General features: G+C 46.0%; 20 protein-coding genes and 13 tRNA genes. 13 read left to right on the top strand and 20 right to left on the bottom strand.

Annotation, left to right across the window (positions count from 1 at the left end; genetic code table 11):
- Positions 1-31: 31 nt before the first annotated feature.
- The 14 genes from ITG09_01650 to orn form a co-directional block, all read right to left on the bottom strand.
- Positions 32-108: transfer RNA gene (locus ITG09_01650), tRNA-Met, on the bottom strand.
- A gap of 120 nt (positions 109-228) precedes the next feature.
- Positions 229-304, bottom strand: a tRNA-Gly gene (locus tag ITG09_01645).
- A 56-nt stretch (positions 305-360) separates the two neighbouring features.
- Positions 361-437: transfer RNA gene (locus ITG09_01640), tRNA-Met, on the bottom strand.
- A 103-nt stretch (positions 438-540) separates the two neighbouring features.
- Positions 541-616 (bottom strand) — tRNA-Gly (locus ITG09_01635).
- 56 nt (positions 617-672) lie between these two features.
- Positions 673-749, bottom strand: a tRNA-Met gene (locus tag ITG09_01630).
- 59 nt (positions 750-808) lie between these two features.
- A tRNA-Gly gene (locus ITG09_01625) sits at positions 809-884 on the bottom strand.
- A 56-nt stretch (positions 885-940) separates the two neighbouring features.
- Positions 941-1,017 (bottom strand) — tRNA-Met (locus ITG09_01620).
- Between the two features lie 59 nt (positions 1,018-1,076).
- Positions 1,077-1,152 (bottom strand) — tRNA-Gly (locus tag ITG09_01615).
- A 56-nt stretch (positions 1,153-1,208) separates the two neighbouring features.
- Positions 1,209-1,285 (bottom strand) — tRNA-Met (locus ITG09_01610).
- A gap of 85 nt (positions 1,286-1,370) precedes the next feature.
- Positions 1,371-1,446: transfer RNA gene (locus ITG09_01605), tRNA-Gly, on the bottom strand.
- A 59-nt stretch (positions 1,447-1,505) separates the two neighbouring features.
- A tRNA-Met gene (locus ITG09_01600) sits at positions 1,506-1,582 on the bottom strand.
- A gap of 49 nt (positions 1,583-1,631) precedes the next feature.
- A tRNA-Gly gene (locus tag ITG09_01595) sits at positions 1,632-1,707 on the bottom strand.
- 53 nt (positions 1,708-1,760) lie between these two features.
- A tRNA-Gly gene (locus ITG09_01590) sits at positions 1,761-1,836 on the bottom strand.
- 179 nt (positions 1,837-2,015) lie between these two features.
- Entirely contained in the window at positions 2,016-2,561 is a 546-nt protein-coding gene (orn, locus tag ITG09_01585) for an oligoribonuclease (protein UPR52392.1), read from the bottom strand.
- Positions 2,562-2,711: 150 nt separating this feature from the next.
- Here orn and rsgA point away from each other — a divergent pair, with 150 nt between their 5' ends.
- The 5 genes from rsgA to ITG09_01560 all read left to right on the top strand — a co-directional run bounded on the left by rsgA (position 2,712) and on the right by ITG09_01560 (position 9,729).
- A complete protein-coding gene (gene rsgA / locus ITG09_01580; GenBank protein ID UPR52391.1) occupies positions 2,712-3,767 on the top strand; it encodes a small ribosomal subunit biogenesis GTPase RsgA in 1,056 nt (351 codons plus the stop codon).
- A gap of 125 nt (positions 3,768-3,892) precedes the next feature.
- Positions 3,893-4,810 (top strand): phosphatidylserine decarboxylase, encoded by a 918-nt coding sequence (gene psd, locus ITG09_01575; GenBank protein UPR52390.1) that lies wholly within the window; start codon positions 3,893-3,895, stop codon positions 4,808-4,810.
- A 271-nt stretch (positions 4,811-5,081) separates the two neighbouring features.
- A complete protein-coding gene (locus ITG09_01570) occupies positions 5,082-6,497 on the top strand; it encodes an SLC13/DASS family transporter (protein UPR52389.1) in 1,416 nt (471 codons plus the stop codon).
- Positions 6,498-6,789: 292 nt separating this feature from the next.
- Positions 6,790-8,670 (top strand): methyl-accepting chemotaxis protein, encoded by a 1,881-nt coding sequence (locus ITG09_01565; protein UPR52388.1) that lies wholly within the window; start codon positions 6,790-6,792, stop codon positions 8,668-8,670.
- A gap of 171 nt (positions 8,671-8,841) precedes the next feature.
- Entirely contained in the window at positions 8,842-9,729 is an 888-nt protein-coding gene (locus ITG09_01560) for a DMT family transporter (GenBank protein ID UPR52387.1), read from the top strand.
- A 134-nt stretch (positions 9,730-9,863) separates the two neighbouring features.
- Here ITG09_01560 and epmA read toward each other — a convergent pair whose 3' ends face one another.
- Positions 9,864-10,835 (bottom strand): elongation factor P--(R)-beta-lysine ligase, encoded by a 972-nt coding sequence (epmA, locus tag ITG09_01555; GenBank protein UPR52386.1) that lies wholly within the window; start codon positions 10,833-10,835, stop codon positions 9,864-9,866.
- Between the two features lie 500 nt (positions 10,836-11,335).
- Between epmA and frdA the strand changes: the two genes are divergently transcribed.
- From frdA to frdD, 4 genes are read left to right on the top strand one after another with little or no spacing between them, the layout of a single operon-like run.
- Positions 11,336-13,159: a fumarate reductase (quinol) flavoprotein subunit gene (frdA, locus tag ITG09_01550; GenBank protein ID UPR52385.1), complete on the top strand. Its 1,824-nt coding sequence runs from the start codon at positions 11,336-11,338 to the stop codon at positions 13,157-13,159.
- Positions 13,159-13,923: a succinate dehydrogenase/fumarate reductase iron-sulfur subunit gene (locus tag ITG09_01545; GenBank protein UPR52384.1), complete on the top strand. Its 765-nt coding sequence runs from the start codon at positions 13,159-13,161 to the stop codon at positions 13,921-13,923. Before frdA ends, ITG09_01545 begins: the two co-directional genes overlap by 1 nt.
- A gap of 1 nt (position 13,924) precedes the next feature.
- On the top strand, positions 13,925-14,308 hold the full coding sequence (gene frdC / locus ITG09_01540) for a fumarate reductase subunit FrdC (protein ID UPR52383.1): 384 nt from the start codon (positions 13,925-13,927) through the stop codon (positions 14,306-14,308).
- A gap of 12 nt (positions 14,309-14,320) precedes the next feature.
- Positions 14,321-14,707 (top strand): fumarate reductase subunit FrdD, encoded by a 387-nt coding sequence (gene frdD / locus ITG09_01535; GenBank protein UPR52382.1) that lies wholly within the window; start codon positions 14,321-14,323, stop codon positions 14,705-14,707.
- Positions 14,708-15,141: 434 nt separating this feature from the next.
- Here frdD and efp read toward each other — a convergent pair whose 3' ends face one another.
- Entirely contained in the window at positions 15,142-15,708 is a 567-nt protein-coding gene (gene efp / locus ITG09_01530; protein UPR52381.1) for an elongation factor P, read from the bottom strand.
- 33 nt (positions 15,709-15,741) lie between these two features.
- Between efp and epmB the strand changes: the two genes are divergently transcribed.
- Together epmB and ITG09_01520 are read left to right on the top strand one after the other, a co-directional pair.
- A complete protein-coding gene (epmB, locus tag ITG09_01525; GenBank protein ID UPR52380.1) occupies positions 15,742-16,764 on the top strand; it encodes an EF-P beta-lysylation protein EpmB in 1,023 nt (340 codons plus the stop codon).
- Between the two features lie 211 nt (positions 16,765-16,975).
- The gene (locus ITG09_01520) at positions 16,976-17,464 is read left to right on the top strand and encodes an MgtC/SapB family protein (protein ID UPR52379.1); all 489 of its coding nucleotides are present in this window, start codon (positions 16,976-16,978) and stop codon (positions 17,462-17,464) included.
- Positions 17,465-17,575: 111 nt separating this feature from the next.
- Here ITG09_01520 and ITG09_01515 read toward each other — a convergent pair whose 3' ends face one another.
- The 4 genes from ITG09_01515 to ITG09_01500 form a co-directional block, all read right to left on the bottom strand.
- Positions 17,576-19,054, bottom strand: coding sequence for a diguanylate cyclase (locus tag ITG09_01515; GenBank protein ID UPR52378.1), 1,479 nt, complete (start codon positions 19,052-19,054; stop codon positions 17,576-17,578).
- 266 nt (positions 19,055-19,320) lie between these two features.
- Positions 19,321-19,878 (bottom strand): phaC PHA synthase, encoded by a 558-nt coding sequence (locus ITG09_01510; protein UPR52377.1) that lies wholly within the window; start codon positions 19,876-19,878, stop codon positions 19,321-19,323.
- 425 nt (positions 19,879-20,303) lie between these two features.
- Positions 20,304-21,950: a chaperonin GroEL gene (gene groL, locus ITG09_01505; protein UPR52376.1), complete on the bottom strand. Its 1,647-nt coding sequence runs from the start codon at positions 21,948-21,950 to the stop codon at positions 20,304-20,306.
- 52 nt (positions 21,951-22,002) lie between these two features.
- Positions 22,003-22,293, bottom strand: coding sequence for a co-chaperone GroES (locus tag ITG09_01500; protein UPR52375.1), 291 nt, complete (start codon positions 22,291-22,293; stop codon positions 22,003-22,005).
- A gap of 655 nt (positions 22,294-22,948) precedes the next feature.
- Between ITG09_01500 and ITG09_01495 the strand changes: the two genes are divergently transcribed.
- A complete protein-coding gene (locus ITG09_01495; GenBank protein UPR52374.1) occupies positions 22,949-24,286 on the top strand; it encodes an MATE family efflux transporter in 1,338 nt (445 codons plus the stop codon).
- A 141-nt stretch (positions 24,287-24,427) separates the two neighbouring features.
- A complete protein-coding gene (locus tag ITG09_01490; GenBank protein ID UPR52373.1) occupies positions 24,428-24,910 on the top strand; it encodes a methylated-DNA--[protein]-cysteine S-methyltransferase in 483 nt (160 codons plus the stop codon).
- Positions 24,911-25,136 lie beyond the last annotated feature (226 nt).

Genomic DNA, 25,136 nt, shown 5'->3' with positions numbered 1-25,136 from the left:
CTTGGTCAACAGATAGCGCCTAACTGTAATGTGGTTGCGGGAGCCGGATTTGAACCGACGACCTTCGGGTTATGAGCCCGACGAGCTACCAAACTGCTCCATCCCGCGTCCGGATGTTTCTCTTTTCGCATCATTATCGTTTAAAACAATGAGACTAAACCATTTTCATTCTGAGCACTTTCTCAAAGAGACAGCTTCTAAGAATATTACTTCTTGTTCGAATAAAAGTGGAGCGATACATCGGGTTCGAACCGATGACCTCAACCTTGGCAAGGTTGCGCTCTACCAACTGAGCTAGTATCGCATTAGTTAATCGCTACTCTTACTGCCTTGGGCAACAGATAGCGCTTAACTGTAATGTGGTTGCGGGAGCCGGATTTGAACCGACGACCTTCGGGTTATGAGCCCGACGAGCTACCAAACTGCTCCATCCCGCGTCCGGATGTTTCTCTTTTCGCATCATTATCGTTTAAGACAATGAGACTAAACCATTATCATTCTGAGCACTTTCTCAAAGAGACAGCTTCTAAGAATAGAAATTGGAGCGATACATCGGGTTCGAACCGATGACCTCAACCTTGGCAAGGTTGCGCTCTACCAACTGAGCTAGTATCGCATTAGTTAATCGCTGTTCTTACTGCCTTGGGCAACAGATAGCGCTTAACTGTAATGTGGTTGCGGGAGCCGGATTTGAACCGACGACCTTCGGGTTATGAGCCCGACGAGCTACCAAACTGCTCCATCCCGCGTCCGGATGCATTGTTTAAGACAATGACTCTATTCCCAACATCAATCCTAAGAAAGAAATTGGAGCGATACATCGGGTTCGAACCGATGACCTCAACCTTGGCAAGGTTGCGCTCTACCAACTGAGCTAGTATCGCATTAGTTAATCGCTGCTCTTATTGCCTTGGGCAACAGATAGCGCCTAACTGTAATGTGGTTGCGGGAGCCGGATTTGAACCGACGACCTTCGGGTTATGAGCCCGACGAGCTACCAAACTGCTCCATCCCGCGTCCGGATGCATTGTTTAAGACAATGACTCTATTCCCAACATCAATCCTAAGAGAGAAATTGGAGCGATACATCGGGTTCGAACCGATGACCTCAACCTTGGCAAGGTTGCGCTCTACCAACTGAGCTAGTATCGCATTAGTTAATCGCTGCTCTTACTGCCTTGGGCAACAGATAGCGCTTAACTGTATAGTGGTTGCGGGAGCCGGATTTGAACCGACGACCTTCGGGTTATGAGCCCGACGAGCTACCAAACTGCTCCATCCCGCGTCCGGATGCATTGTTTAAGACAATGAAACTAAACCATTTTCATTCTGAGCACTTTCTCAAAGAGACAGCTTCTAAGAATAGAATTTGGAGCGATACATCGGGTTCGAACCGATGACCTCAACCTTGGCAAGGTTGCGCTCTACCAACTGAGCTAGTATCGCATAAGCTAACCGTTCATCTTTTCTGCTAAGAAGCATCAAATCAACGTGTAACTGTAATGTGGTTGCGGGAGCCGGATTTGAACCGACGACCTTCGGGTTATGAGCCCGACGAGCTACCAAACTGCTCCATCCCGCGTCCGGATGCATTGTTTAAGTCAATGAATCTTGCCTTTAAAAGGCTAATTTGGAGCGATACATCGGGTTCGAACCGATGACCTCAACCTTGGCAAGGTTGCGCTCTACCAACTGAGCTAGTATCGCATTATAAAAGGTCTTTCACCTTTCGATTACCGCTTTCGCCGTAACCTACAAATTGGAGCGATACATCGGGTTCGAACCGATGACCTCAACCTTGGCAAGGTTGCGCTCTACCAACTGAGCTAGTATCGCAAACTGAAACGTCTTTCGCCGTTCAGGGCTGCGAATTATAAGAGCATTTTTTTGTGATGCAAGTCCTTAATGCAAAATTACGAAAGTTTTTACTCAACTGCTGTAAAAGCACGCAGATTTGCAAAAAAAACGGCTCTTATGTCCCTGAAAAGTTAGATAAACGTGATCATTTTATTCGACTAGATGTTAATAATCGTTTTTCGGTAGTACTGCAGCTCAGCGATCGACTCTCGAATATCGTCTAACGCAAGGTGACTTCCCGACTTAGAAAAACCATCCAACACTTCTGGCTTCCAACGGCGAGTCAGCTCTTTCAGAGTGCTTACGTCAACATAGCGGTAGTGGAAGTACTCTTCTAACTCTGGCATGTGTTTGTATAAGAAACGGCGATCTTGACCAATGCTGTTGCCACAAATCGGTGACTTACCTTTTGGTACCCATTTTTCAAGAAACTCAATCGTTTGTTGGATGGCGTCTTGCTCTGAAACCGTGCTCTCTTGAATTCGCTTCACTAAACCGCTGCCAGTATGAGTCGTCGTACACCACTCATCCATCTTATCCAATTCACTCTGAGGTTGGTGAATAGCCAAAACAGGTCCTTCAGCCAGGATGTTAAGCTCACTATCAGTAACGATAGTAGCAATTTCAATGATTTTATGAGTTTCAGGATCAAGTCCTGTCATCTCTAGATCAACCCAAATAAGGTTCTGATCGCTAAAGGACATAAGGCGTCGCCTATTTGTTTATGTATAAAAGAGGTACTATACCCAAATAACTATACTCAAACTAGCTCTAGGGCCATCGAAATCACGTGGTACCAGCAACATCCTGTTTGAGTCCCCAATCATCAAGTTAGATGTGTTAAGTGAAAAATTGTGGCTAAAAAAAAGAAGTTAACCAAAGGTCAAGTACGTCGTGTACGTAGCAACCAGAACAAGCGACTCAAGAAAGAAGATTCTATCCAGTGGGATGAGAACATGCTTGGTGGAACCAAAAGCGGACTCGTGATTACGCGCTTTGGTCAACATGCCGATATCGAAGATCTTGAAACCAACGAAGTTCACCGTTGTAACTTACGCCGCAGTATTGAGACTTTAGTTTCTGGTGACCGAGTGACTTGGCGCGCAGGCTTAGAATCCATGGCCGGCATTTCTGGCGTTGTGGAAGCGGTTGAACCGAGAACTTCAATGCTAACTCGCCCTGATTACTACGATGGCCTAAAACCGGTTGCTGCGAACGTTGACCAAATGGTTATCGTATCTGCCGTGCTACCCGAGCTATCACTTAATATTATCGATCGTTACTTAATTGCTTCAGAAACCGTCAACATTGCGCCGCTTGTTGTGCTGAACAAGGTCGATCTACTGACTGATGAGCAGGTTGCTGAATACCGCGAAACACTGAAAGTGTACGAAAAAATCGGCTATAAGGTGATGTTCGTGAGTAAAGAGTCGGGTTACGGCATCAAAGAGCTGGAAGCTGAACTCAAAGATCGCATCAACATTTTTGTTGGCCAATCTGGCGTGGGTAAATCAAGCTTAGTGAATGCACTCATGCCAACACTAGATATCGAGGAAGGCGCCGTTTCTGAAAACTCAGGACTGGGTCAACACACGACAACGGCAGCACGTTTGTATCACTTCCCTTCTGGTGGTGATCTTATCGATTCCCCAGGGGTGCGTGAATTCGGCTTATGGCATTTAGAACCAGACGAAATCACTGACGCTTTCATTGAATTCAAGCCATTCCTAGGTGGTTGTAAGTTCCGTGATTGTAAACACAATGACGACCCAGGATGCCTTCTACGTGAAGCCGTAGAAGACGGTAGAATCAGCCGTTTACGTTTTGCTAGCTACCATCGCATTATTGAAACCATGGCTGACAACAAAGATAACCGTCAGTACTCGCGAAGCAAGAAAGCCGATCTCTAATCGCGTTTTTGTGAACAAATGTGTGCATTTACTGACAATTGGCGTGAATTTAAGTAACATCTCGCGCCCTAAAGCGTCATCGACAGATTTAATTGAACAACAAATAGCATTGGAAAATTAATACAATGGATAAGATTAAAGTTGGATTGCAGTACTGGATTCCACAACATGGACTGACTCGTCTAGTCGGCAAACTTGCGTCTGCTAAAGCGGGCGGCTTAACGACAGCGATCATCAACTGGTTCATCAAGCAATACAAAGTGAACATGGATGAAGCTCTGCATAGCGATCCAAAACACTTTAAGACATTCAATGAATTCTTCGTACGTGAATTGAAAGAAGGCATGCGCCCTATCACTGAAGGCGAGTCTGTTATCGTTCACCCTGCCGATGCTCGCGTAAGTCAATTTGGCCCAATTACTGACGGCCAACTGATTCAAGCTAAAAACCATAACTACTCAGCTCGCGAACTATTAGGCGGTGATTCAAGCCTGGCGGATGAGTTCAAAGACGGCGAATTCGCAACGCTTTACTTATCGCCAAGTGATTACCACCGTGTTCACATGCCATGCGACGGCACACTGCGTCAGATGATCTACGTTCCGGGTGACCTTTTCTCTGTAAACCCGCTAACGGCAGAGAACGTTCCAAACCTATTCGCACGTAACGAACGTGTGGTTTGTATCTTCGATACAGAGTTTGGCCCAATGGCACAAGTGCTGGTTGGCGCAACGATCGTTGGCAGCATCGAGCAAGTATGGGCTGGCACTATCACACCACCTCGCGGTAACTCAGTTTACAAATGGGACTACCCTGCACAAGGTGATAAAGCTATCGTCTTGAAGAAAGGCGAAGAGATGGGCCGCTTTAAGCTTGGCTCAACCGTTATTAACCTGTTCGCTAAAGATGCGATCAAGTTTGACGAAACGATGCAGAATGGTGAGAAAACCGTTCTAGGCACCCCTTTCGCGCATATTGCAGGCAAAAACGCTGAAGTAAATGAAGAGACTGCTGAAACTGTTGAGAATACAGACCAAGCATAACTTCCTGAGTTAACCTGTCGATATTACTTGTCGATGCAAGTTCACTCATAGACATATTAAAGGCGCGTTATTTCGAGTAAATAACGCGCCTTTCTCTTAGCTGCCCGTGCTGTTCGTAATAAACTCAGAACACCCCATAAAAAGATTGACCAAAAACAAAACAACTGTCGAAACCTTAAACAACTTTCCGATTTTACAACCCGTATCCAAGTACCAAAAATCCAGATAACTTACTCTATTTGAAGATATTTTATTCATAGGGTCTTTGTACATGCCTAAACTCAATGTTGGCGTTCTGGTCAAGCTGTTGATTTGTTTTGCGATTCCCTTGGGCGTGTTATTCATGCCGATAGATTCAATACCAATCGATGATCTCACGCTAATTCAACACCGTTTGCTCGCCATATTCCTCTTAGCAGCATTGCTTTGGGTGCTAGAACCCGTTCCGGTATTCGCCACTTCAATTCTGATTATTGCGCTTGAACTGGTGATGATCTCCGACAAAGGCCTGCACTTATTTAGAAATCCACCAGCGGGACACGATCTCGGTGAGTTAATCAAATATACCGACATATTCGGTGCATTTTCGTCTCCAATCATCATCCTCTTCATGGGTGGTTTCGCTCTCGCGATATCGGCATCTAAGTACGAACTCGACAACAACTTAGCGCGAGTATTGCTCAAACCATTTGGTACAGAACCGCGCTTCATTATGCTCGGCTTAATGCTGATCACCGCCGTGTTCTCAATGTTCATGTCAAATACCGCAACAACGGTAATGATGCTCGCATTGCTAGGCCCTATCGTAGCGTCTGCGCCTAAAGGCGACATGGGGATTAAAGCGCTCGTGTTGTGTATTCCAATTGCAGCTAACACCGGTGGTATCGCGACACCAATCGGCACACCGCCCAATGCCATCGCACTGCAATACCTAACTGGCGAGAACAGTATCGACTTCCTTAGCTGGATGATGATGGGCTTACCCTTTGTGATCATCCAACTGACCATCGCTTGGTTTCTTCTGCAAAAACTCTTCCCTTCTAAAGAAAGAAACATGGTCCTCAAGCTTGATGGACAATTTAGAAAAAGTTGGCGAGCGATAGTGGTTTACATCACCTTCGCTGCCACTATTCTGTTATGGATGACCACCAAACTGCATGGCATGAACACCTATGTGGTCTCGATCATTCCACTGGCGGTGTTCACTCTGACCGGCATCATGGGCAAAGAAGAGCTCAAGCTGATTAACTGGGATGTGTTATGGCTGGTCGCAGGTGGTATTGCGATTGGTATTGGCCTTGATAAAACAGGCTTAGCTGCGGCATTGGCACACGCCATTGACTATGAATCGCTCTCACCTGCTGCTGTGGTACTGACGCTATCTATCGTGTGTTGGTTAATGGCGAACTTCATGTCAAACACCGCAACGGCCAACTTGTTGATGCCGATCGCCGCTGCAATTGGCGCATCCATGGAAAGCTTGGTCGCGATTGGTGGCCTACAAGGCTTGCTGGTTGTGGTCGCCTTCTCTGCGTCACTTGGTATGATTTTGCCAGTATCAACACCACCAAACTCGCTGGCTTACTCAACGGGGCTTATCGAAAGCAAAGACATGGCGAAGATGGGCATCATCTTAGGGATTGTCGGCTTGCTGATGGTTTACCTCGCACTGTTTATCATCACCTAGTAAGCGTTAACGCTCACCTTTAATCCTAACTAAAGCGCTGAATGTAAATTTGGCGCTTTTTTCGATCTATACCACTCCATCCCAAGTAATTAACTGACATTTAAATCAACAGGTAACTGTGATTTTACTTCACTGTTTTACAAAAAGCAGAGTAAATATATTTAGAATTTATGATTTTAAACACAGTCATTCAGTCTAAGACAGCGGCACTATACCCCCATTGGAAACACATCACTTCATTATTAAGTACGTCACCGTAGTTAGGTTTTGTCTAATCAGAGAGGAATGGACCTTGAGACATACTATTAAGTTTAAAATTCAGATCGCCATTGCGGTCATTATCGCCGTCGTGAGTGGCACTCAAGCCTGGATATCGGTTAATCAACTGACTCAAGAGACTGAAGTCGCGATCAACCAAGAAATGAAAAATGTCAGTGTTGGCACCACGAATTTTATTGCCGATTGGCTCTCGACTCGCAGCGATATGATGCTTGCCAATGAATCGACTATTTCAAGTAATAGCAACTCTGACCGAGAGTTACTGATCACCAAACAAGCCGGGCAATTCTTGTCTGTTTATGCAGGATTTAGCGACGGCACTATCGCTTATGGCGACAAAGGTGAAGATTGGCCAGCAGGCTATGACCCACGCACCCGCCCTTGGTATAAAGATGCCAACGCAACATCCGAACTCATCATTACCGAACCTTATCAAGACTTCGATGGCAGCATCGTCATCAGCTTTGCGAAAGCATTCAACGGTGAAAGACAGGGGGTCCTCGCGGCAGACTTAACCGTCACCAGCATTATTGATACGGTTCTCAATGTAAAACTTGATAACGATGGCTTCGCGTTTTTAGTGGATGGTAACAACAACATCGTTGCTTATAGTGATGAAGCACTAAGTCAAAAGCCACTCACAAGCTTAAATCCAGAGTTAACCGAAAACCGAGTGTCACAGTTGATTCAAAATCACACCATCACCACATTAACTTGGCCAGGTCAGGGCGATAAGTTGGTTTACATTGCCAACGTGCCGAACACCGACTGGTCTCTGGGTATTGTCATCGATAAAGAACTGGCGTTTTCTGCAGTATCTGACGCGATTCAATTCATATCCCTAACTTCTTTGATTTTGTACATCGTCATTTCAATTGCGAGCACAATGGTGATCAACCGCCTACTTTCTCCATTACAAACCTTATCAGAAGCGCTGACTCAGCTGGCTCAAGGTAGAGGCGACCTCACCCAACGCATTGATATCGCGCGTATGGATGAAATCGGTAAACTTGCCGAGCTCGTGAACCAGTTCTTAAGCCAAATGCAAAGCATGTTGAAGGGTGTTATCGAGCACAGCCACGATCTCAACAATCATGCCGAAAAAGCCAATCAACTGGCGACCCAATCATCCATTCGAGTTGAGAATCAACAAAACGATATCAACCAAATTGCGACCGCGATTCATGAGATGTCGGCTACAGCAGCCGAAGTGGCTAGCCATGCCGAACTCACTGCATCCGCTTCTCAAGCGTCAGCCTCCGCTTGTAACGAAGGCCAAGAAGTTATCCAACAAAACCGCGATGCGATTACTGGCCTGGCGACTCAAGTTGAAGACGCTGCCAATGTTATCCGAGAACTGGAAAACAACGCGCAAAGCATCAATCAAATCCTATCTACCATTCAAGGCATTGCCGAACAGACCAACCTGTTGGCATTGAATGCAGCGATTGAAGCCGCTCGTGCCGGTGAACAAGGTCGTGGCTTTGCGGTTGTCGCCGATGAAGTGCGCGTGTTAAGCCAAAGAACGCATGGCTCGACCGAAGAGATCCGCGTGATGATTGATACCCTGCAGAAGAATACTGAACATGCCGTCGAAAGCATGACCACCAGCACTCAACTGGCAGAGAACAGTGTTGGCTTTGCAGAGCAAGCTCATGGCAGCCTATCTAAAATCACCCAAGCGATCACCGAAATCAACGACATGGCATTGCAGATAGCGAGTGCAGCCGAAGAACAACGTGCAGTCAGCGAAGACATCAGTCGCAATACACAAGGGATCAAAGATGCCTCTGATGATCTTGCACAACAAGCGGAAAGCAGTCGCAATAGCTCAAATGAAATGAGTAGCGCGGCTGAGTCAATGCGCCGAGACGTGGAGCGCTTTAAGGTATAAAGCCTTGTTAGTCAGACAAGTGAAACGGATAGCTGGAACAAACCAGTTATTGAGGAGCAAGAAGGTAACTGAGGAGCAAGGCGGTGCTTTTATTAAGAATCGCTTTGTTCTCAGTTCGGTTTGATGCATATTGATGAGCTAATTTATCCCAGACACAAGGATGTTATTCAGATGGGATTCGAATGGTTAGCTTTAGCAGCCGCTTTTCTATGGGCGATTGCGAGTCTAATGTCAGTAAAGCCTGCTCAACACTTAGGTTCTTTCGCCTATAGCCGCTGGCGAATGGGTTGTACCGCGATCATCTTATCAAGCATGGCTTGGTTCACCGGTGGGTGGTCAACGGTCGAAACCGACCTCGTCACACCCATGATGCTGTCTGGCCTGATTGGTATATTCATTGGTGATACCGCCCTATTCGCGTGCTTAAATCGCATGGGGCCACGCCAAGCGGGTTTGCTGTTCTCTTGTCACGCGGTGTTCTCGGCGATTCTCGGCTACTTCCTATTTAGCGAAAGCATGACTTCGGTTGAGCTTATCGGCTCAGCGTTGGTGTTTAGTGGTGTATTGACCGCAATCTTCTTTGGTCGTCGAGGACAAGCAAAAAACCAGCTCGAAACCATCAAAGGCACAGTGTGGATTGGAGTTGCTCTAGGGATCACCGCCGCGATTTGCCAAGCATTGGGCGGTATTATTGCCAAGCCTGTAATGCAAACCAACATCGACCCAATAGCAGCCTCTGCCATTCGAATGATCACCGCCTTTGTCGCTCACTCTCTGTTTCGTTTAACGGGCGCCAAGCTTTCGCGCGCGATCAATCCAATGAATAAACAGATATTCGCAATTACTGCTGTTAATGGCTTTTTAGCGATGGCAGTGGGAATGACGCTGATCTTGTATGCACTGCAGGAAGGGAATGTCGGTATGGTCGCACTGTTATCTTCGACCACGCCAATCATGTTGTTACCAATACTCTGGTTGTACACCAAACAGAGACCAAATGCCTACGCTTGGATCGGTGCTATTGTTGCTGTGGTTGGCACTGGTATTCTGGTCAGCTAGTGGGTACAGGTATTTTGGTCAGATAGAGCACCGGTATTCTGGTCAGCGAGTAAAGCTGATTAGAAGCGGAGAGTTAATAGTTAACCGTTAATAGCTAATGACCATTAACTCTCAATAACAACAAAAACAAAAAGCTAAGAACGAGGGAAAGGAAAAGCCGTCACGTCATCGATATGGTCGTAGCCCAAAGCCAACATGATCAAACGATCAATACCTAAAGCAACACCTGCACAGTCTGGTAAGCCCGCTTTTAATGCCTCAATCAAATGATGATCAATCGGTTGAGGTGATAAGCCCATCTCGATACGTTTTGCATTGTCATCTTCAAAGCGCTTAAGTTGTTCTTGCGGTTTATCTAACTCGTGGAAGCCGTTAGCTAACTCAATGCCTTTGAAATACACCTCAAAGCGGTCCGCTACTCTTGAATCATCAGGATTGATCTTAGCTAACGCCGCTTGTGATGCTGGGAAATCATAAACAAAGGCCGGAACATCTTGGCCTATTTTAGCCTCTACCCCAATACTGAAAAGAAGCTGTAATAGCGTATCGCGATCTTCTTCAGGATCCGCAATATCACTTAACCCAAGTGGTGCAGCCGCTTGCTTCAGCGTATCCATCGAGTCTTCCAGCGGACAAACACCCAACACATCAATAAAGGCTTGCTGGTAAGTTATTCGCTCCGCTTTGTCAGACTTGAGAATTTGCTGCAATAGGAGGTCCATTTCGTCCATCAAATCGTGGTGATCAAACCCCACGCGATACCACTCCAACATGGTGAACTCAGGGTTATGATAACGACCATTTTCTTCGTTACGGAAAGACTTACAAATTTGGTAGATACAACCACTGCCCGCCGCTAACAGTCGTTTCATATGAAACTCTGGGCTCGTCATAAAGAACAAGGGCTGACCGTGCGCATAACCCGGCCCTACGAATTCAGTTTTGAAGGTATGTAAATGCACGTCCGTCACCGTGGCGTGACTCATTGCCGGCGTATCCACTTCCATCACGTCTCGCTTTGCAAAAAAATGACGGATTTGAGTAAGGATATCAGCACGTTGCTTTAACTGCTTAATGGTTGCGGCAGGTTGCCATGTGGAGTGCATTATTAAGTTCCATATCACTGAATTCTAGGCGACGAAAATTACCACTTTTCGTCTCTTTTGTAAGCTTCTATCTTTGCCTTATCAAACCAGCATGTTGTTTTGATGAAGCCATAAAATTACGTACTACAATACATTTACTAATATTTAGCCGCTATCCACATTGATAACAAAAATCATACTCAACAAGCCGTTAACACGCCTCTTGTGGGGGAATCGTTATCAACAATTCATTGCCGTGATTGCAGTCACATAACCTATAATTTCTATGCCCCCATATGCATTACCGACCTAAAAACCCAAATACATCAACTTTTAAAATACCTTCCTCTCGTACACTGAACCTACCACTTAAGGCTTAGGGGTGATAAGCGGTTGATGCCGTTTAAGTACTATTAGTTAGTAAGTGCTCTCAATAAGTAAGTACTGCCAATTAGTAAGTGCCACCAATAAGCTTTTTATAATAACAAGCGGAATACTCCGCATCACACTGGAGAATAACTGTGAAGACAATTACCACAGATATCGCAGTCATCGGCGCAGGCGGCGCTGGTCTTCGTACAGCTATCGCTGCGGCTGAAGCTAATCCTGAATTGGAAGTAGCACTGATTTCTAAAGTTTACCCAATGCGTTCGCACACGGTAGCAGCAGAAGGCGGTTCAGCAGCAGTAATTAAAGACGAAGATAGCCTAGATAACCACTTCAACGATACTGTTGGCGGTGGCGACTGGCTATGTGAACAGGATGTTGTTGAATACTTTGTTGAAAACTCGACTCGCGAAATGATCCAAATGGAACAATGGGGCTGCCCATGGAGTCGTAAAGAAAACGGTGAAGTAAACGTACGCCGATTCGGCGGTATGAAGGTAGAGAGAACGTGGTTCGCAGCGGATAAAACCGGCTTCCACATGCTTCATACTCTGTTCCAGACTTCGATGAAGTACGACACAATCAAACGATTTGATGAGTACTTTGTGGTGGATTTGCTCGTTGAAGATGGCGAAGTACAAGGCCTAATCGCGATTCACATGTCTGAAGGTGAGCTTGTTACCATCAAAGCAAAATCTGTTGTTCTAGCAACGGGTGGCGCAGGTCGTGTTTACCACTGTAATACCAACGGCGGCATCGTAACTGGCGACGGTATGGCAATGGCTTATCGTCACGGTGTACCACTGCGTGATATGGAGTTCGTTCAATACCACCCAACAGGCCTACCGGGCACTGGCATCTTGATGACCGAAGGTTGTCGTGGTGAAGGTGGTATCATCGTCAACAAGAACGGCTACCGTTACCTCCAAGATTACGGTATGGGCCCTGAAACTCCAGTGGGCGAGCCGAAAAACAAATACATGGAACTGGGTCCTCGTGACAAAGTTTCTCAAGCATTCTGGCACGAGCAGCAGAAAGGCAACACCATCAAGCACCCGCTTGGTGATGTCGTACACCTTGACCTTCGCCACCTTGGTGAAGAGTACCTGCAAGAACGTCTACCGTTTATCTGTGAGCTAGCAAAAGCGTACGTAAACGTCGACCCAGCAAAAGAGCCAATCCCAATTCGCCCTACCGTTCACTACACCATGGGTGGTATTGAAACTAACGGTACGTGTGAAACACGCATCAAAGGCCTATTCGCTGTTGGTGAGTGTGCTTCAGTTGGCCTACACGGCGCAAACCGCCTAGGTTCTAACTCTCTGGCTGAATTCGTAGTATTTGGTCGCGTAGCGGGTGAACAAGCCGTGAAACGTGCAGCTGAATTCAAAGGCTGGAACGAAGAGTCTATTGCTAAGCAAGTTAAAGCAGTTGAAGATCGCATCGCAGGTATCTTGGCTCAAGAAGGCGATGAGAACTGGGCTGACATCCGTACTGAAATGGGTCACACCATGGAAGCGGGTTGTGGTATCTACCGTCAAGAAGACTTGATGCAAGAAACCATCGACAAAATCACTGAACTGAAAGCTCGCTACAAGAAGATCAGCATTAAAGACAAAGGCAAAGTGTTCAACACTGACCTACTTTACGCTATCGAAGTGGGTTACGGCCTTGAAGTTGCCGAAGCGATGGTTCACTCAGCGATTCTTCGTAAAGAATCTCGCGGTGCACACCAACGTCTAGACGACAACTGCACAGAACGTGATGATGTGAACTTCCTGAAACACTCTCTATCTTTCTACAACGAAGATGCAGCACCAACTATCGACTACAGCGGCGTTAAGATTACTAAATCTCAACCTAAAGCTCGTCTATACGGTGAAGCAGCCGAGAAAGCCGCTGCTGCTGAAAAAGCGGCAGAAGAGAATGCGAAGAAGAGCGAAGAGGAGCAAGCATAATGTCAGCGAATCGAATCCAAAAAATTGAAATCCTGCGTTATGACCCAGAGCACGATGCAGAACCTCACTTTCAAACCTTTGAAGTTCCATTTGATGAAACCATGTCGGTACTTGATGCGATTGGTTACATCAAAGATAACCTAGATAAAGACCTGTCTTACCGTTGGTCTTGTCGTATGGCGATTTGTGGTTCTTGCGGCATCATGGTTGATGGTGTGCCAAAACTGGCATGTAAGAGCTTCTTACGTGACTACCCGAATGGCTTCAAGATTGAGCCTTTGGCTAACTTCCCAATCGAGAAAGATTTGATTGTCGACATGACGCCGTTCATCGAGCGCCTTGAAGCAATCAAGCCTTACATCATTGGTAACGACCGTAAGCCAGAAGACGGCACCAACATCCAAACTCCAGAGCAAATGGCGAAGTACAAACAGTTCGCTGGCTGCATCAACTGTGGTTTGTGTTACGCAGCGTGTCCTCAGTTTGGTCTAAACCCTGAGTTCATCGGCCCTGCGGCACTTGCTCTTGCTCACCGCTACAACCTAGATAGCCGTGACAATGGTAAAGCTGAACGCATGAAGCTTATCAATGGCGACAATGGCGCTTGGGGCTGTACGTTTGTAGGTTACTGTTCTGACGTATGTCCGAAGAAAGTAGACCCAGCAGCGGCAGTAAACCAAGGCAAAGTTGAGTCTTCAATGGACTTCGTTATCTCGATGTTCAAGCCTGATGGATCGCAAGTAAAAACAGCAGAGGAGGCATAATATGAGCAATCGTAAGCCTTATGTTCGTGAGATGAAGAGAACGTGGTGGAGCAACCATCCGTTCTACCGCTTCTACATGCTACGTGAAGCGACAGTACTGCCTTTGATTCTATTCACTCTGTTCCTAACCTTCGGTTTGGGTGCGCTAGTGAAAGGCCCTGAAGCGTGGGCTGGTTGGTTGAGCTTTATGGCTAACCCTATCGTTGTTGGTATCAACATCGTGGCACTGCTAGGCAGCTTACTGCACGCTCAGACCTTCTTCAGCATGATGCCTCAAGTAATGCCAATCCGCCTTAAAGGCAAGCTGGTAGATAAGAGAATCATCGTACTGACTCAGTGGGCAGCGGTGGCTTTTATTTCTTTAATCGTTCTTGTTGTGGTGTAAGGAGCTTTCGTTATGAACACAAATTACAAAGTGAAACCTGTTAACCACGATCCTAAACGCTCTGATGAGCCAATCTGGTGGGGCCTATTTGGCGCTGGCGGTACTTGGTTCGCGATGATCACACCTATCACGATTCTAGTGTTAGGTATCTTAGTGCCAATGGGCATTATCGATGCGGATGCAATGAGCTACGAGCGTGTGTCTGAATTCGCCACCAGCATTATCGGTGCGCTATTCATCATCGGTACGCTAGCTCTACCAATGTGGCACGCAATGCACCGTCTTCACCACGGCATGCACGACCTTAAGTTCCACGTCGGTGTTGCTGGTAAAGTAGGTTGCTACTTCGTTGCAGGCCTAATCAGCGCGTTGTCTGTTATCTTCATCTTTATGATTTAACAGTTAAGAGCAGATTCGGGATTCGGGTAAACGAGTATCGAAGAGCTAAAAGCAGATTCGAGTATCGGGTAATCGAGATTCGAAGAGCTTAAAAGCAGAGCAGGGTTATCTTGTTCTGCTTTTTTGTTGCTTGTCGAATAGCACACATCTAACTCACTCGCTCTTGATCTTCCCGCTCTTCGTATCTCGTTTACTCGTATCTGCCCTTCAAGCTCTTCGTATCCCGCATCCCGCTTACGCGCATCTGCCCTTCAAGCTCTTCGTATCTCGCATCTCGCTTACGCGCATCTGCCCTTCAAGCTCTTCGTATCTCGCATCTCGCTTACTCGCATCTGCCCCTACCGCTTCTCCTGATCGCCAGATACAAAAAAGGCCGCGATAAGCGACCTTTTCTATTTCACTGAGCCACCTTAAACAAGATGGATACAATCAAATTACTTCACACGACCAACGTATTCGCCAGTACGAGTATCAACTTTAACAACTTCACCGATAGCGATGAATAGAGGTACACGAACGACCGCGCCTGTTGCTAGAGTTGCAGGTTTACCACCCGTACCCTGTGTATCGCCTTTAAGGCCAGGATCGGTTTCAGTTACTTCGATCTCAACAAAGTTTGGCGGAGTAACAGTGATAGGGTTATCATTCCACAACGTTAGAGTACAAACGTCATTTTCAACTAACCATTTTGCTGAGTCAGCGACTGCTTTTACGTCTGCTGCGATTTGCTCAAATGTTTCGTTGTTCATGAAGTGGTAGAATTCGCCATCGTTGTATAGGTAACCTAGTTCAACGTCAACAACATCTGCAAGCTCAAAGCTTTCGCCTGATTTGAATGTTTTCTCTAACACTTTGCCTGACAGCAGTTTACGAAGTTTTACACGGTTAAACGCTTGGCCTTTACCTGGCTTAACGTATTCATTGTCGATAATTGCGCAAGGCTCGTTATCTAACATGAATTTTAAACCGCCTTTGAATTCATTGGTGCTTACTGACGCCATGATTTTCTCTTCCACATCTTTGAGTTAATTTCAATGCCGCATATCATAACCCGAAAAGTCGAATCTGTTGAGCAAAACTGGCTCAAACAACTATCGAATGCGATCTCTGACCCGACAAAACTGCTTGAAGCATTGGAAATAGACCCAACACCGTGGCAAGCAGGGTTTGCTGCTCGTGAGTTATTTGCCCTTCGGGTGCCCCTAAGTTTTGTCGAGCGAATGGAAAAAGGCAACCCTCACGACCCATTACTGCGTCAGGTATTACCTTTAACCGAAGAGTTCGAAGTACACCAAGGTTATTCGGCGGATCCACTGGAAGAGCAAGACAACGCAATCCCCGGACTGCTGCACAAATATAAAAGCCGCGCACTAATGATCGTAAAAGGTGGCTGCGCGATTAACTGCCGCTACTGCTTCCGTCGTCATTTCCCTTATCAAGACAACAAGGGCTCTAAGTCGGTGTGGCAAACCAGCCTCGATTATGTAGCTGCTCACTCAGAGATCAACGAAGTAATCTTGTCGGGTGGCGACCCTCTAATGGCAAAAGACAGCGAACTCGAGTGGCTTATCCATGCCATCGAACAGATCCCACATGTAAAAACCGTTCGAATTCATAGCCGATTACCGGTTGTGATCCCTGCTCGAGTGACTGATGAACTATGCCAATTGTTAGCTCAAACTCGCCTCAATGTGGTCATGGTCAGCCATATCAATCACGCCAATGAAATCAACGTGGAGCTCAAACAAGCTTTCCATAAGTTGAAACTCAGTGGTGCGACTCTACTTAATCAGGGCGTGATGCTAAAAGGCGTAAATGACAGCGCTAACTCATTGAAAGAATTAAGTGAAAAGCTATTCGATGCCGGTGTTTTACCTTACTATATGCATGTTCTTGATAAGGTTCAGGGCGCCGCTCACTTCTATATTTCAGATGAAGAAGCGAAGCACCACTTCAAGGGTTTAATCTCTGAGGTTTCTGGCTACCTCGTACCTAAGTTAACTCGTGAGATCGGCGGTCGCAGCAGTAAGACACCGCTCGATCTGCATATTGAATAACTCTATCTCGAGCAATGGTCGCTTCTTATCGTCTTGAGCATCGAGAAGCGAGAAGCGACAAAAGAAAAACTTCCCTAGCTTCACCTTAACAACAGACGGCTGCTAGACTTTAAGTCACCTTTATCAATCGTTAAGACAAAAAGTTTTTGTTCGATCGTCCGGTCTATTATTAGCATACTCGGCTCTATTCTAAATTTTTAGGAGGGGTGATATGACACAATTTATAGAACAAGCTCTCAACCTTGCCCCCTTTAGCTGGGCAGGTCTTGCAGTATGCATGCTGTGTGGGTCGTTAATCGGCATCGAACGACAAACACGCGGTAAACCGGTAGGGATCAGGACATCGATTCTGATCATCAGCGGTACTTATTTCTTCCTTACGATGGCGATTAGCCTTTCCCCTAACACGCTCGATCAAGCTCGTGTGCTCGGTCAGATAATAACGGGTGTGGGATTTCTTGGGGCTGGAGTAATGATGACTCTGGATGGCAAGATTCATGGTGTCACTTCAGCCGCGATCATCTGGGTGCTCGCGGCATTAGGTATGATGATCGCACTTGGTCACCTTTCCCAATCGGTAATTATCACGCTAATGGCTCTAGTCATTCTGCTTGGTGTCGACAAAGTGGAAAACAGCTTCCAAAGCCTACGCCGTGGTGTGCATCAGAAATGGATGCGTAAAGGTCGCGTGAAGAAATAGTCTCTAGTTTTAAATACGTTACCTTAGAGACACTTAAATCTTAGAGGCAAATTCTTCGAGATAAAAAGAAGCCTAGCCAAACGACTAGGCTTTGAGTTTTTACGAAAGCGCTTAATGCACGTGAATACACACCTGGTTCTTACCCGCAGCCTTTGCCTTATAGAGTTGCTCATCAGACGAACGAATGCTCTGGTTTTCCCACAAGTGCCCGACACTGTCGAACTTATACAGAGAGTAGAGCGTCGCACCACCTGACACTGAGATATTCACCTTGTCACCTGTTGGGCATCGATAACTCTGTAGGTTAATGTCATTTTGAATTCGCTCAAAGATCGATGAAAGCAGTTCAGATGATTCACCCGTAATCGCCACAACAAACTCTTCACCACCAAATCGCGCCACGATATCTTGCTGTCTAACGCTGTTCAGCATCAACTGAGCGACATGGCAAATCACCTCGTCCCCCACTTTATGGCCATGCTGATCATTAACGACTTTGAAATCATCGATATCGAACACGCCAACACCAACAATCGGCTGTTCATCCTGTGCCAATAATCGAGCTTCAAAACCGCGTCGATTTAACAAGCCAGTGAGTGGGTCGTGCATTGCTAAGTCATTTAAACGCTGGTGCTCTTGCCTTGTGTAAAAGCGCCATAGCCATAAAACCGAGAGCAGATACAAAACCAACAATATCGAAAGCTGAATCCTCTCCATCTCCAATATATGTAGAAAATGTTCACTCTTATCTTCTTCGATAGTCAGATATAGCTGCGTATTAATGTCATCCACATACAGAGGCTTGGAATAGGTGAAATCCATAAACCCGTATTTATTTGCACCTCGCGTGCTGGTGATTTTATAACCATGAGTCGGGTTCGATACTAGGTTGGAGACATACCCATCGACACCCAATACCCCTTTAAATTCACCATTTACGTAGATTCCCTTGGTTAAGGTCACCACTTTCTGACCTGTCAGGTAGTCATCATACTGGCCGGTATACACCACTTGGTCCTGCCCTTGAGCTAAGCCAAAGCGAATCGTGTTCACCCAATAAGGCCTGCTATTCACCACAGAATCAAAGGTGTCACCCTTAATGTAACTGGCAAAATCAGAAGGCGAAGAGATAATAAACTTCTCTTTTGAAATGAAGTAAATCGCAGAGATGGTATCAATGGTGTTGGCAAAATAAGCCATGGTCGGCGCGATGAACAAGCGCTTACCCGCTTCGGTATAAAGGTCCGATTTCGGGTTGCACATCTCGCGAGGGCCAGAGAACATAAAATCAAAACGAGGGGCATTTTGCTTCTCGCTGGTGAAGTGGCACGTCTCACCTTCAAGCTTTTTCTCATGCGAGAATACGTAGGTATCCCCATGCAGTGGATAAAGCGCCGTGATGTTGTACTCAAGTGCATTTATGATCTGTGTGAGCTCCGCTAAAGAGCGTGTCACGCCTTGTTTTTCGATTCCATACTGTTTATCTGATTCTTCCGCTGAATCAACGAGCAATAAGCCCAAAACGACTAAAAAACTGGCGGTAAGGCTTAAGAAAGCCTTTTTAAAATCGACGGTATGGGGATTAATCAAAGCATATAAATCATCGTTGGGAATTTATCGAACATTGTACTTATAAGTAAAAATACTGCAATAGGAAGTATCAAACCAAGTGCTTATTGGTTAATTTAAAAAGTTTAGAGTAGAGGGGGATTGAAGCAATAACGCCTAAACAAAGGAGCTTAGGCGTATAAATAATGGAGCTTAGGCGTATAAATAAACTCGATTTAACAATAAAATCGGTTTAACAATACGCTCGATTCGCCAATAAATAGCAAACCAAGCATTCATCAATAAACTTATTTAGCGAAGTTCACAATCGGGAAACACGGGAAGAAGCCGTTGTCAGCACAGTTGATCAGACCAACTTGTACGCCCTCGATTTTTTTAGTTTTGTTGAAGATACCCACCTGAACCGTAGATACTTCTGAAAGGTTTGCAGCACCAACATCAACCAAAGTGTCGCCTTCCGAGTAGTTTACAAAACTCACGTTCGCGCCTTTCACATCGTTAGTGATGTTAACGGCACCCAAGTTCAAACCTGTGGTTTTTCCTGGGTTCCAGTTGAATATACCCAAAGAAGCACCGGTCATTTCTTGGTTTACTTTATGCGCACCAAAAATACCCAGGTTCACACCCGTCGTAGTTTGCGTCTCTGACATACCAATAATAGCAAGGTCGACACCTTTAAGGTCATTCACTTGGCCATGAAGCAACGCCACACGTACACCGCCAACCGCATCTGAATCCGGAGCATTAAAGCCGTTAATCGTTGAAAACATAACTGGCGAAGAAGCGAATGCTGCTGGCGCCATTACCGCTGCAGACACAGCAAGTACTGAAAGTAGTTTTTTCATTGGGGAGTCTCCACTGACTTATTGTTGACTTGATTAATCCATTTTCAATCAAGCATTTATTGTCCGTTATTAAACAGCTATCCATGTTAAATCAATGTCATAACTGTACTGTTGAATATAAGCCGCTAAGTCATAAAGAGCAATATAAAGAAAGGGATACGGTGAGAGGTAAGAGTAGCGATCTAGGCCTATGTTTCTATTTGAAGGTTGTAAAGATTCCCTATCACGCTCGTGCCTCGCTGTAGGGAATGACGAAACGCAAAATAACTCCAGTAATAACAACCGTCATTCCAGAACTGAGGAACGAAGTATCTGGAATCTCAGTTTAACGACGAATCCAATTATAACGAGCAAAAAAAACGGAGACCGAGGTCTCCGTTCTAAAGCTTATGTATGGCTTTCTCTGTTACGAGAAAGGGGGATGATTACATCATGCCGCCCATGCCACCCATACCACCCATGCCACCCATATCAGGCATTGCAGGGCCAGAGTCTTGAGGCTTGTCAGTGATCATCGCTTCTGTTGTGATCATAAGACCAGCAACTGATGCTGCGAACTGAAGTGCAGAGCGAGTTACCTTAGTTGGATCTAGGATACCCATAGCAATCATGTCGCCGTATTCGCCCGTTGCCGCGTTGTAACCGTAGTTACCTTCGCCAGCACGAACGTTGTTAGCAACAACAGATTCTTCATCACCTGCGTTCTTCGTGATTTGACGGATAGGCGCTTCCATTGCACGTAGTGCAACACGGATACCTACGTTTTGCTCTTCGTTGTCGCCTTCAAGGCCAGCAACTTTAGATGCAGCGCGGATAAGTGCAACACCACCACCAGCAACCACACCCTCTTCAACAGCAGCGCGAGTTGCGTGAAGTGCATCTTCAACGCGATCTTTCTTCTCTTTCATCTCAACTTCAGTTGCTGCGCCAACTTTGATTACTGCAACACCGCCAGCTAGTTTAGCTACGCGCTCTTGAAGCTTCTCTTTGTCGTAGTCAGACGTTGCATCTTCGATTTGTTGACGAATTTGAGAGACGCGACCTTTGATCATCTCTTCATTACCCGCACCATCAATGATGGTTGAGTTTTCTTTAGTGATAGTAATACGCTTAGCTTGACCTAGGTCTTCTAACGTTACTTTCTCAAGGTCTAGGCCGATCTCTTCAGAGATAACCGTGCCGCCCGTTAGGATTGCGATGTCTTGCAGCATAGATTTACGACGGTCGCCGAAACCTGGCGCTTTAACAGCAGCCACTTTAACGATGCCACGCATGTTGTTCACAACTAGAGTTGCTAGTGCTTCGCCTTCTACATCTTCAGCGATGATAAGAAGTGGACGAGATGCCTTAGCAACTGCTTCTAGAGTCGGAAGAAGTTCACGGATGTTCGAAACTTTCTTGTCGATAAGAAGAATGAATGGGCTTTCTAGATCAACAGAACCTGCTTCTTGGTTGTTGATGAAGTAAGGAGACAGGTAACCGCGGTCGAACTGCATACCTTCAACGACGTCTAGCTCGTCTTGCAGAGCCTGACCTTCTTCAACCGTGATAACGCCATCACGACCTACTTTTTCCATCGCTTCAGCAATGATGTTACCTACTGTCGAATCTGAGTTCGCAGAGATAGTACCTACTTGAGCGATAGCTTTCGTGTCTGAACAAGGAACAGAAAGGTTCTTCAGCTCTTCAACAGCCGCGATAACCGCTTTGTCGATACCGCGCTTAAGATCCATTGGGTTCATGCCAGCAGCAACCGCTTTTAAGCCTTCAGCGATAATAGACTGAGCCAATACTGTTGCTGTCGTTGTTCCGTCGCCCGCCGCGTCATTCGCTTGCGAAGCCACTTCTTTAACCATTTGTGCGCCCATGTTTTGGAACTTGTCTTCAAGTTCGATTTCACGTGCAACAGAAACACCATCTTTAGTGATCGTTGGTGCGCCAAATGATTTGTCTAGAACAACGTTACGGCCTTTAGGACCTAGTGTTACTTTTACTGCGTCAGCCAGAACGTTTACACCTTCTAGCATTTTAATACGTGCGTCGTTACCAAATTTAACGTCTTTAGCAGCCATCTTAATTTCCTTTAAAATTCTTTATTCAGTCAGTTCAGTTTGATGGGTCGGATTACTCAACGATCGCCATGATGTCGTTTTCAGACATGATCAGAACTTCTTTGCCGTCGATCTTTTCAGTTTTAGTGCCGTAGCCTTCAGAAAAGATAACAGTATCGCCAACTTTAACGTCCAATGGTTGTACTGAACCGTTTTCTAGAATGCGGCCTTTGCCAACAGCTAGAATAATACCGCGCGTTGATTTTTCAGCGGCAGAACCAGTTAGAACGATGCCACCAGCAGATTTAGATTCAACTTCTTGGCGCTCAACGATAACTCGGTCGTGTAGAGGACGGATATTCATCGGTCGGATCTCCTGATAATTTCCATTTAATTTGATAGTTGCCACGATTGGCATGGGGTTAAAGAGTATGTTGGGGCGATGCGGAAGATCCCAAGGGGGAAAAGATAAAAATTGTGATCGAAAGAGCAGATAAGAGCAAGTAAGAGCAAGTAAGAGCAGATGCGAGTAAACGGGATGCGAGATACGAAAAGCAAAAACGCCCCTGCGAATAATCCTGTGTAAATGTCAGGGGGTTAAGCAAAAGAAGGCTGCTTTTCTTTTCTCCGCTTTTAGCTCTTCGATACTCGTTTACCCGCATCTGCTTATAAAGCTCGTTTCTTCCCTTTCCGCCCTAGCATCTCGAATCTTTTATACTTTCTATTCCGTCATTCCAGAACAGAGGGACGAAGTATCTGGAATCTCCAAACACCAACGTTGAAGCTAAAGAGATTCCCTATCTCGCTCGTTCCTCGCTGTAGGGAATGACGAAGCCAAATAAGGATGCCCTGAGCAGTGTGTAATGCCCGTATGCTTTAAAGTTTGATACTCATGCCTCAAAATCCGCCCTTGAGCTCTTCGATACTCGTTTACTCGCATCTCGTATCTGCTCTTTAAGCTATTCCCTTCCCGCCCACATCTGTTTATCCTACGGTTTTGGTTTCTATCGGCGTGTTACATGCAAGATAAGCACGGGCTCTTAACCGCCCCTATTGAGAGTACATTGCGTACCATGACCATACCGACCATATTCGGTATGGTGGCGATCTTGATGTTTAACCTTGTCGATACTTTCTTTATTTCATTGCTCGGCACACAAGCTCTTGCAGCGGTCAGCTTTACCTTCCCCGTCACCTTCGCCATCAATTGCATTACTATGGGCATAGGCATTGGCTTGTCGACATGTATAGGAAGATTACTTGGCCAAGGTTGCGCGCAAAATGCAGCTCGTTTTACCTGCCACGGTTTATTGCTTGCTGTGCTGCTTGTCGGTTTTGCGTCTACGCTGGGCCTACTAACGCTAGAGCCCATGTTTACCTTATTGGGCGCCGAGCCTGAGTTACTGCCACTGATATCCGAATACATGTCAGTCTGGTATTTAGCCATTCCACTGCTTGTTATTCCTATGGCAGGCAACAGCGCAATACGTGCGAGTGGCGATACCAAAACACCCGCTAAGATCATGATGTTGGCTGGCCTGATTAACGGTATTCTCGACCCGCTGCTGATCTTCGGTTACGGGCCTTTTCCTGAACTAGGGATTCAAGGCGCAGCCATTGCTAGCGGATTCAGTTGGTTTGGTGCGTTGTGTGGCTCACTGTATGTGTTAACCATGCGAGAAAAGCTGCTTGCTCCGCCCAAACTAAAAAACATCATCGATGACTGGAAACAGATCTTAACCATCGGCACACCAGCCGCTCTGTCTAACGCTCTGAACCCACTTGCTGGCGCTATCATCATGATAATGTTGGCCAAACAAGGGACTGAAGCGGTTGCGGCTTATGGTGCTGCCCAGCGTATTGAATCCATTCTTATCATTGTGCTGATGTCTCTTACTTCGGCTCTTACACCTTTCATGGCTCAGAACTTTGGCGCAAACAACCCTCAACGCAGCTTTAAGGCACTGTTTCTAAGCATGCGTTTTGCCATATTATTCCAAGGGTTGGTCTTCTTAATGATGGTACCACTGAGCATTCCTTTGGCCGCCCTGTTCTCTCAAGAAGAATCTGTACGAGGCATTTTGTGGCATTACCTGTTAGTCGTCCCCTTTAGCTATGGGTTCCAAGGTATTGTGATGATGTTGATCAGCGGCATGAACGCGATGCATCAACCACTTAAAGCCTTTCAATGGAGCTTCATGCGTCTGTTTGTATTCACACTGCCATTCGCTTGGATCGGCAGCCAAATAAATGGTGTCGAAGGACTGTTTATTGGCTTAGCCTTGGGGAACATCATGGGCGGTATATCCGGGTATTGCTTTGCGCTTCGAGTAGAGAAAGATTCGAGATGCGGGTAAGCGGGATGCGAAGAGATTTTTAGAGCAGATACGGGATTCGAGTATCGAGATTCGAAGAGCCTAAAAAAGCAGATGAGAGATTTGAGTGTCGAGATACGAAGAGCTTAAAAGCGGAAAAGAGACTAAAAGAAGGAAGGTGACATGGAAGAAACCACTTACAAAATGCTTTATGACGCACCGATTGGCAAGATGATCATTGTGAGCAATGGTGTGTCGCTTATTGAAATTGACCATATAAATCACGAAGAGCTAATGACTAACAATCCAGATGAGCTTTGCCAACTGGCGACGAAACAGTTAGATGAGTACTTCGCAGGTCAACGAACAGAATTCGATTTACCATTGAGGGCAATAAAAAGTACTGACTTTCAACGTAAAGCATGGGCCGCATTAACAACCATTCCTTATGGCGAAACCATCAGTTACGGCGAACAAGCGAAAAGAATGGACAAACCAAAAGCCGTAAGAGCAGTGGGTGGTGCGAATGGTAAAAACCCGTTTAGCATTGTCGTACCCTGCCATCGAGTGATTGGTGCGAATGGTACATTAACCGGCTACACCGGCGGCATGAACCGCAAAGAGTGGTTGTTGGATTTTGAGCGTTCGGTTTTGAAAGCAAGATGAGAGTAGCGAGTGACGAGATGCGAAAAGCATATGACATAGATACGAGTAAACGAGTTGCGAGATACGAAAAGCAAAGAAGGAATTCTCTTTCTGCTTTTGGCTTTATCGCTTTTCGCTACTCGCTTACCCGGATCGACCTTTAAAGCTCTTCGAATCCCGACTACTCGCATCCCGTATCCGCTCTTAAGCTCTTCGTATCTCGTTTACCCGCATCCCGTATCTATAC

Origin of the sequence: Vibrio cyclitrophicus, from assembly GCA_023206055.1 — a bacterium.
GTDB lineage: Bacteria > Pseudomonadota > Gammaproteobacteria > Enterobacterales > Vibrionaceae > Vibrio > Vibrio cyclitrophicus_A.
This window is presented reverse-complemented; position numbering and strand designations above follow the sequence as displayed.

Excerpts from the sequence above, each read along its gene's own strand:
- orn (UPR52392.1), bottom strand. The coding sequence starts at position 2,561 with ATGTCCTTTAGCGATCAGAACCTTATTTGGGTTGATCTAGAGATGACA.
- psd (UPR52390.1), top strand. The coding sequence starts at position 3,893 with ATGGATAAGATTAAAGTTGGATTGCAGTACTGGATTCCACAACATGGA.
- ITG09_01570 (UPR52389.1), top strand. The coding sequence starts at position 5,082 with ATGCCTAAACTCAATGTTGGCGTTCTGGTCAAGCTGTTGATTTGTTTT.
- ITG09_01560 (UPR52387.1), top strand. The coding sequence starts at position 8,842 with ATGGGATTCGAATGGTTAGCTTTAGCAGCCGCTTTTCTATGGGCGATT.
- epmA (UPR52386.1), bottom strand. The coding sequence starts at position 10,835 with ATGCACTCCACATGGCAACCTGCCGCAACCATTAAGCAGTTAAAGCAA.
- ITG09_01545 (UPR52384.1), top strand. The coding sequence starts at position 13,159 with ATGTCAGCGAATCGAATCCAAAAAATTGAAATCCTGCGTTATGACCCA.
- frdC (UPR52383.1), top strand. The coding sequence starts at position 13,925 with ATGAGCAATCGTAAGCCTTATGTTCGTGAGATGAAGAGAACGTGGTGG.
- frdD (UPR52382.1), top strand. The coding sequence starts at position 14,321 with ATGAACACAAATTACAAAGTGAAACCTGTTAACCACGATCCTAAACGC.
- efp (UPR52381.1), bottom strand. The coding sequence starts at position 15,708 with ATGGCGTCAGTAAGCACCAATGAATTCAAAGGCGGTTTAAAATTCATG.
- epmB (UPR52380.1), top strand. The coding sequence starts at position 15,742 with ATGCCGCATATCATAACCCGAAAAGTCGAATCTGTTGAGCAAAACTGG.
- ITG09_01520 (UPR52379.1), top strand. The coding sequence starts at position 16,976 with ATGACACAATTTATAGAACAAGCTCTCAACCTTGCCCCCTTTAGCTGG.
- ITG09_01510 (UPR52377.1), bottom strand. The coding sequence starts at position 19,878 with ATGAAAAAACTACTTTCAGTACTTGCTGTGTCTGCAGCGGTAATGGCG.
- groL (UPR52376.1), bottom strand. The coding sequence starts at position 21,950 with ATGGCTGCTAAAGACGTTAAATTTGGTAACGACGCACGTATTAAAATG.
- ITG09_01500 (UPR52375.1), bottom strand. The coding sequence starts at position 22,293 with ATGAATATCCGTCCTCTACACGACCGAGTTATCGTTGAGCGCCAAGAA.
- ITG09_01495 (UPR52374.1), top strand. The coding sequence starts at position 22,949 with ATGCAAGATAAGCACGGGCTCTTAACCGCCCCTATTGAGAGTACATTG.
- ITG09_01490 (UPR52373.1), top strand. The coding sequence starts at position 24,428 with ATGGAAGAAACCACTTACAAAATGCTTTATGACGCACCGATTGGCAAG.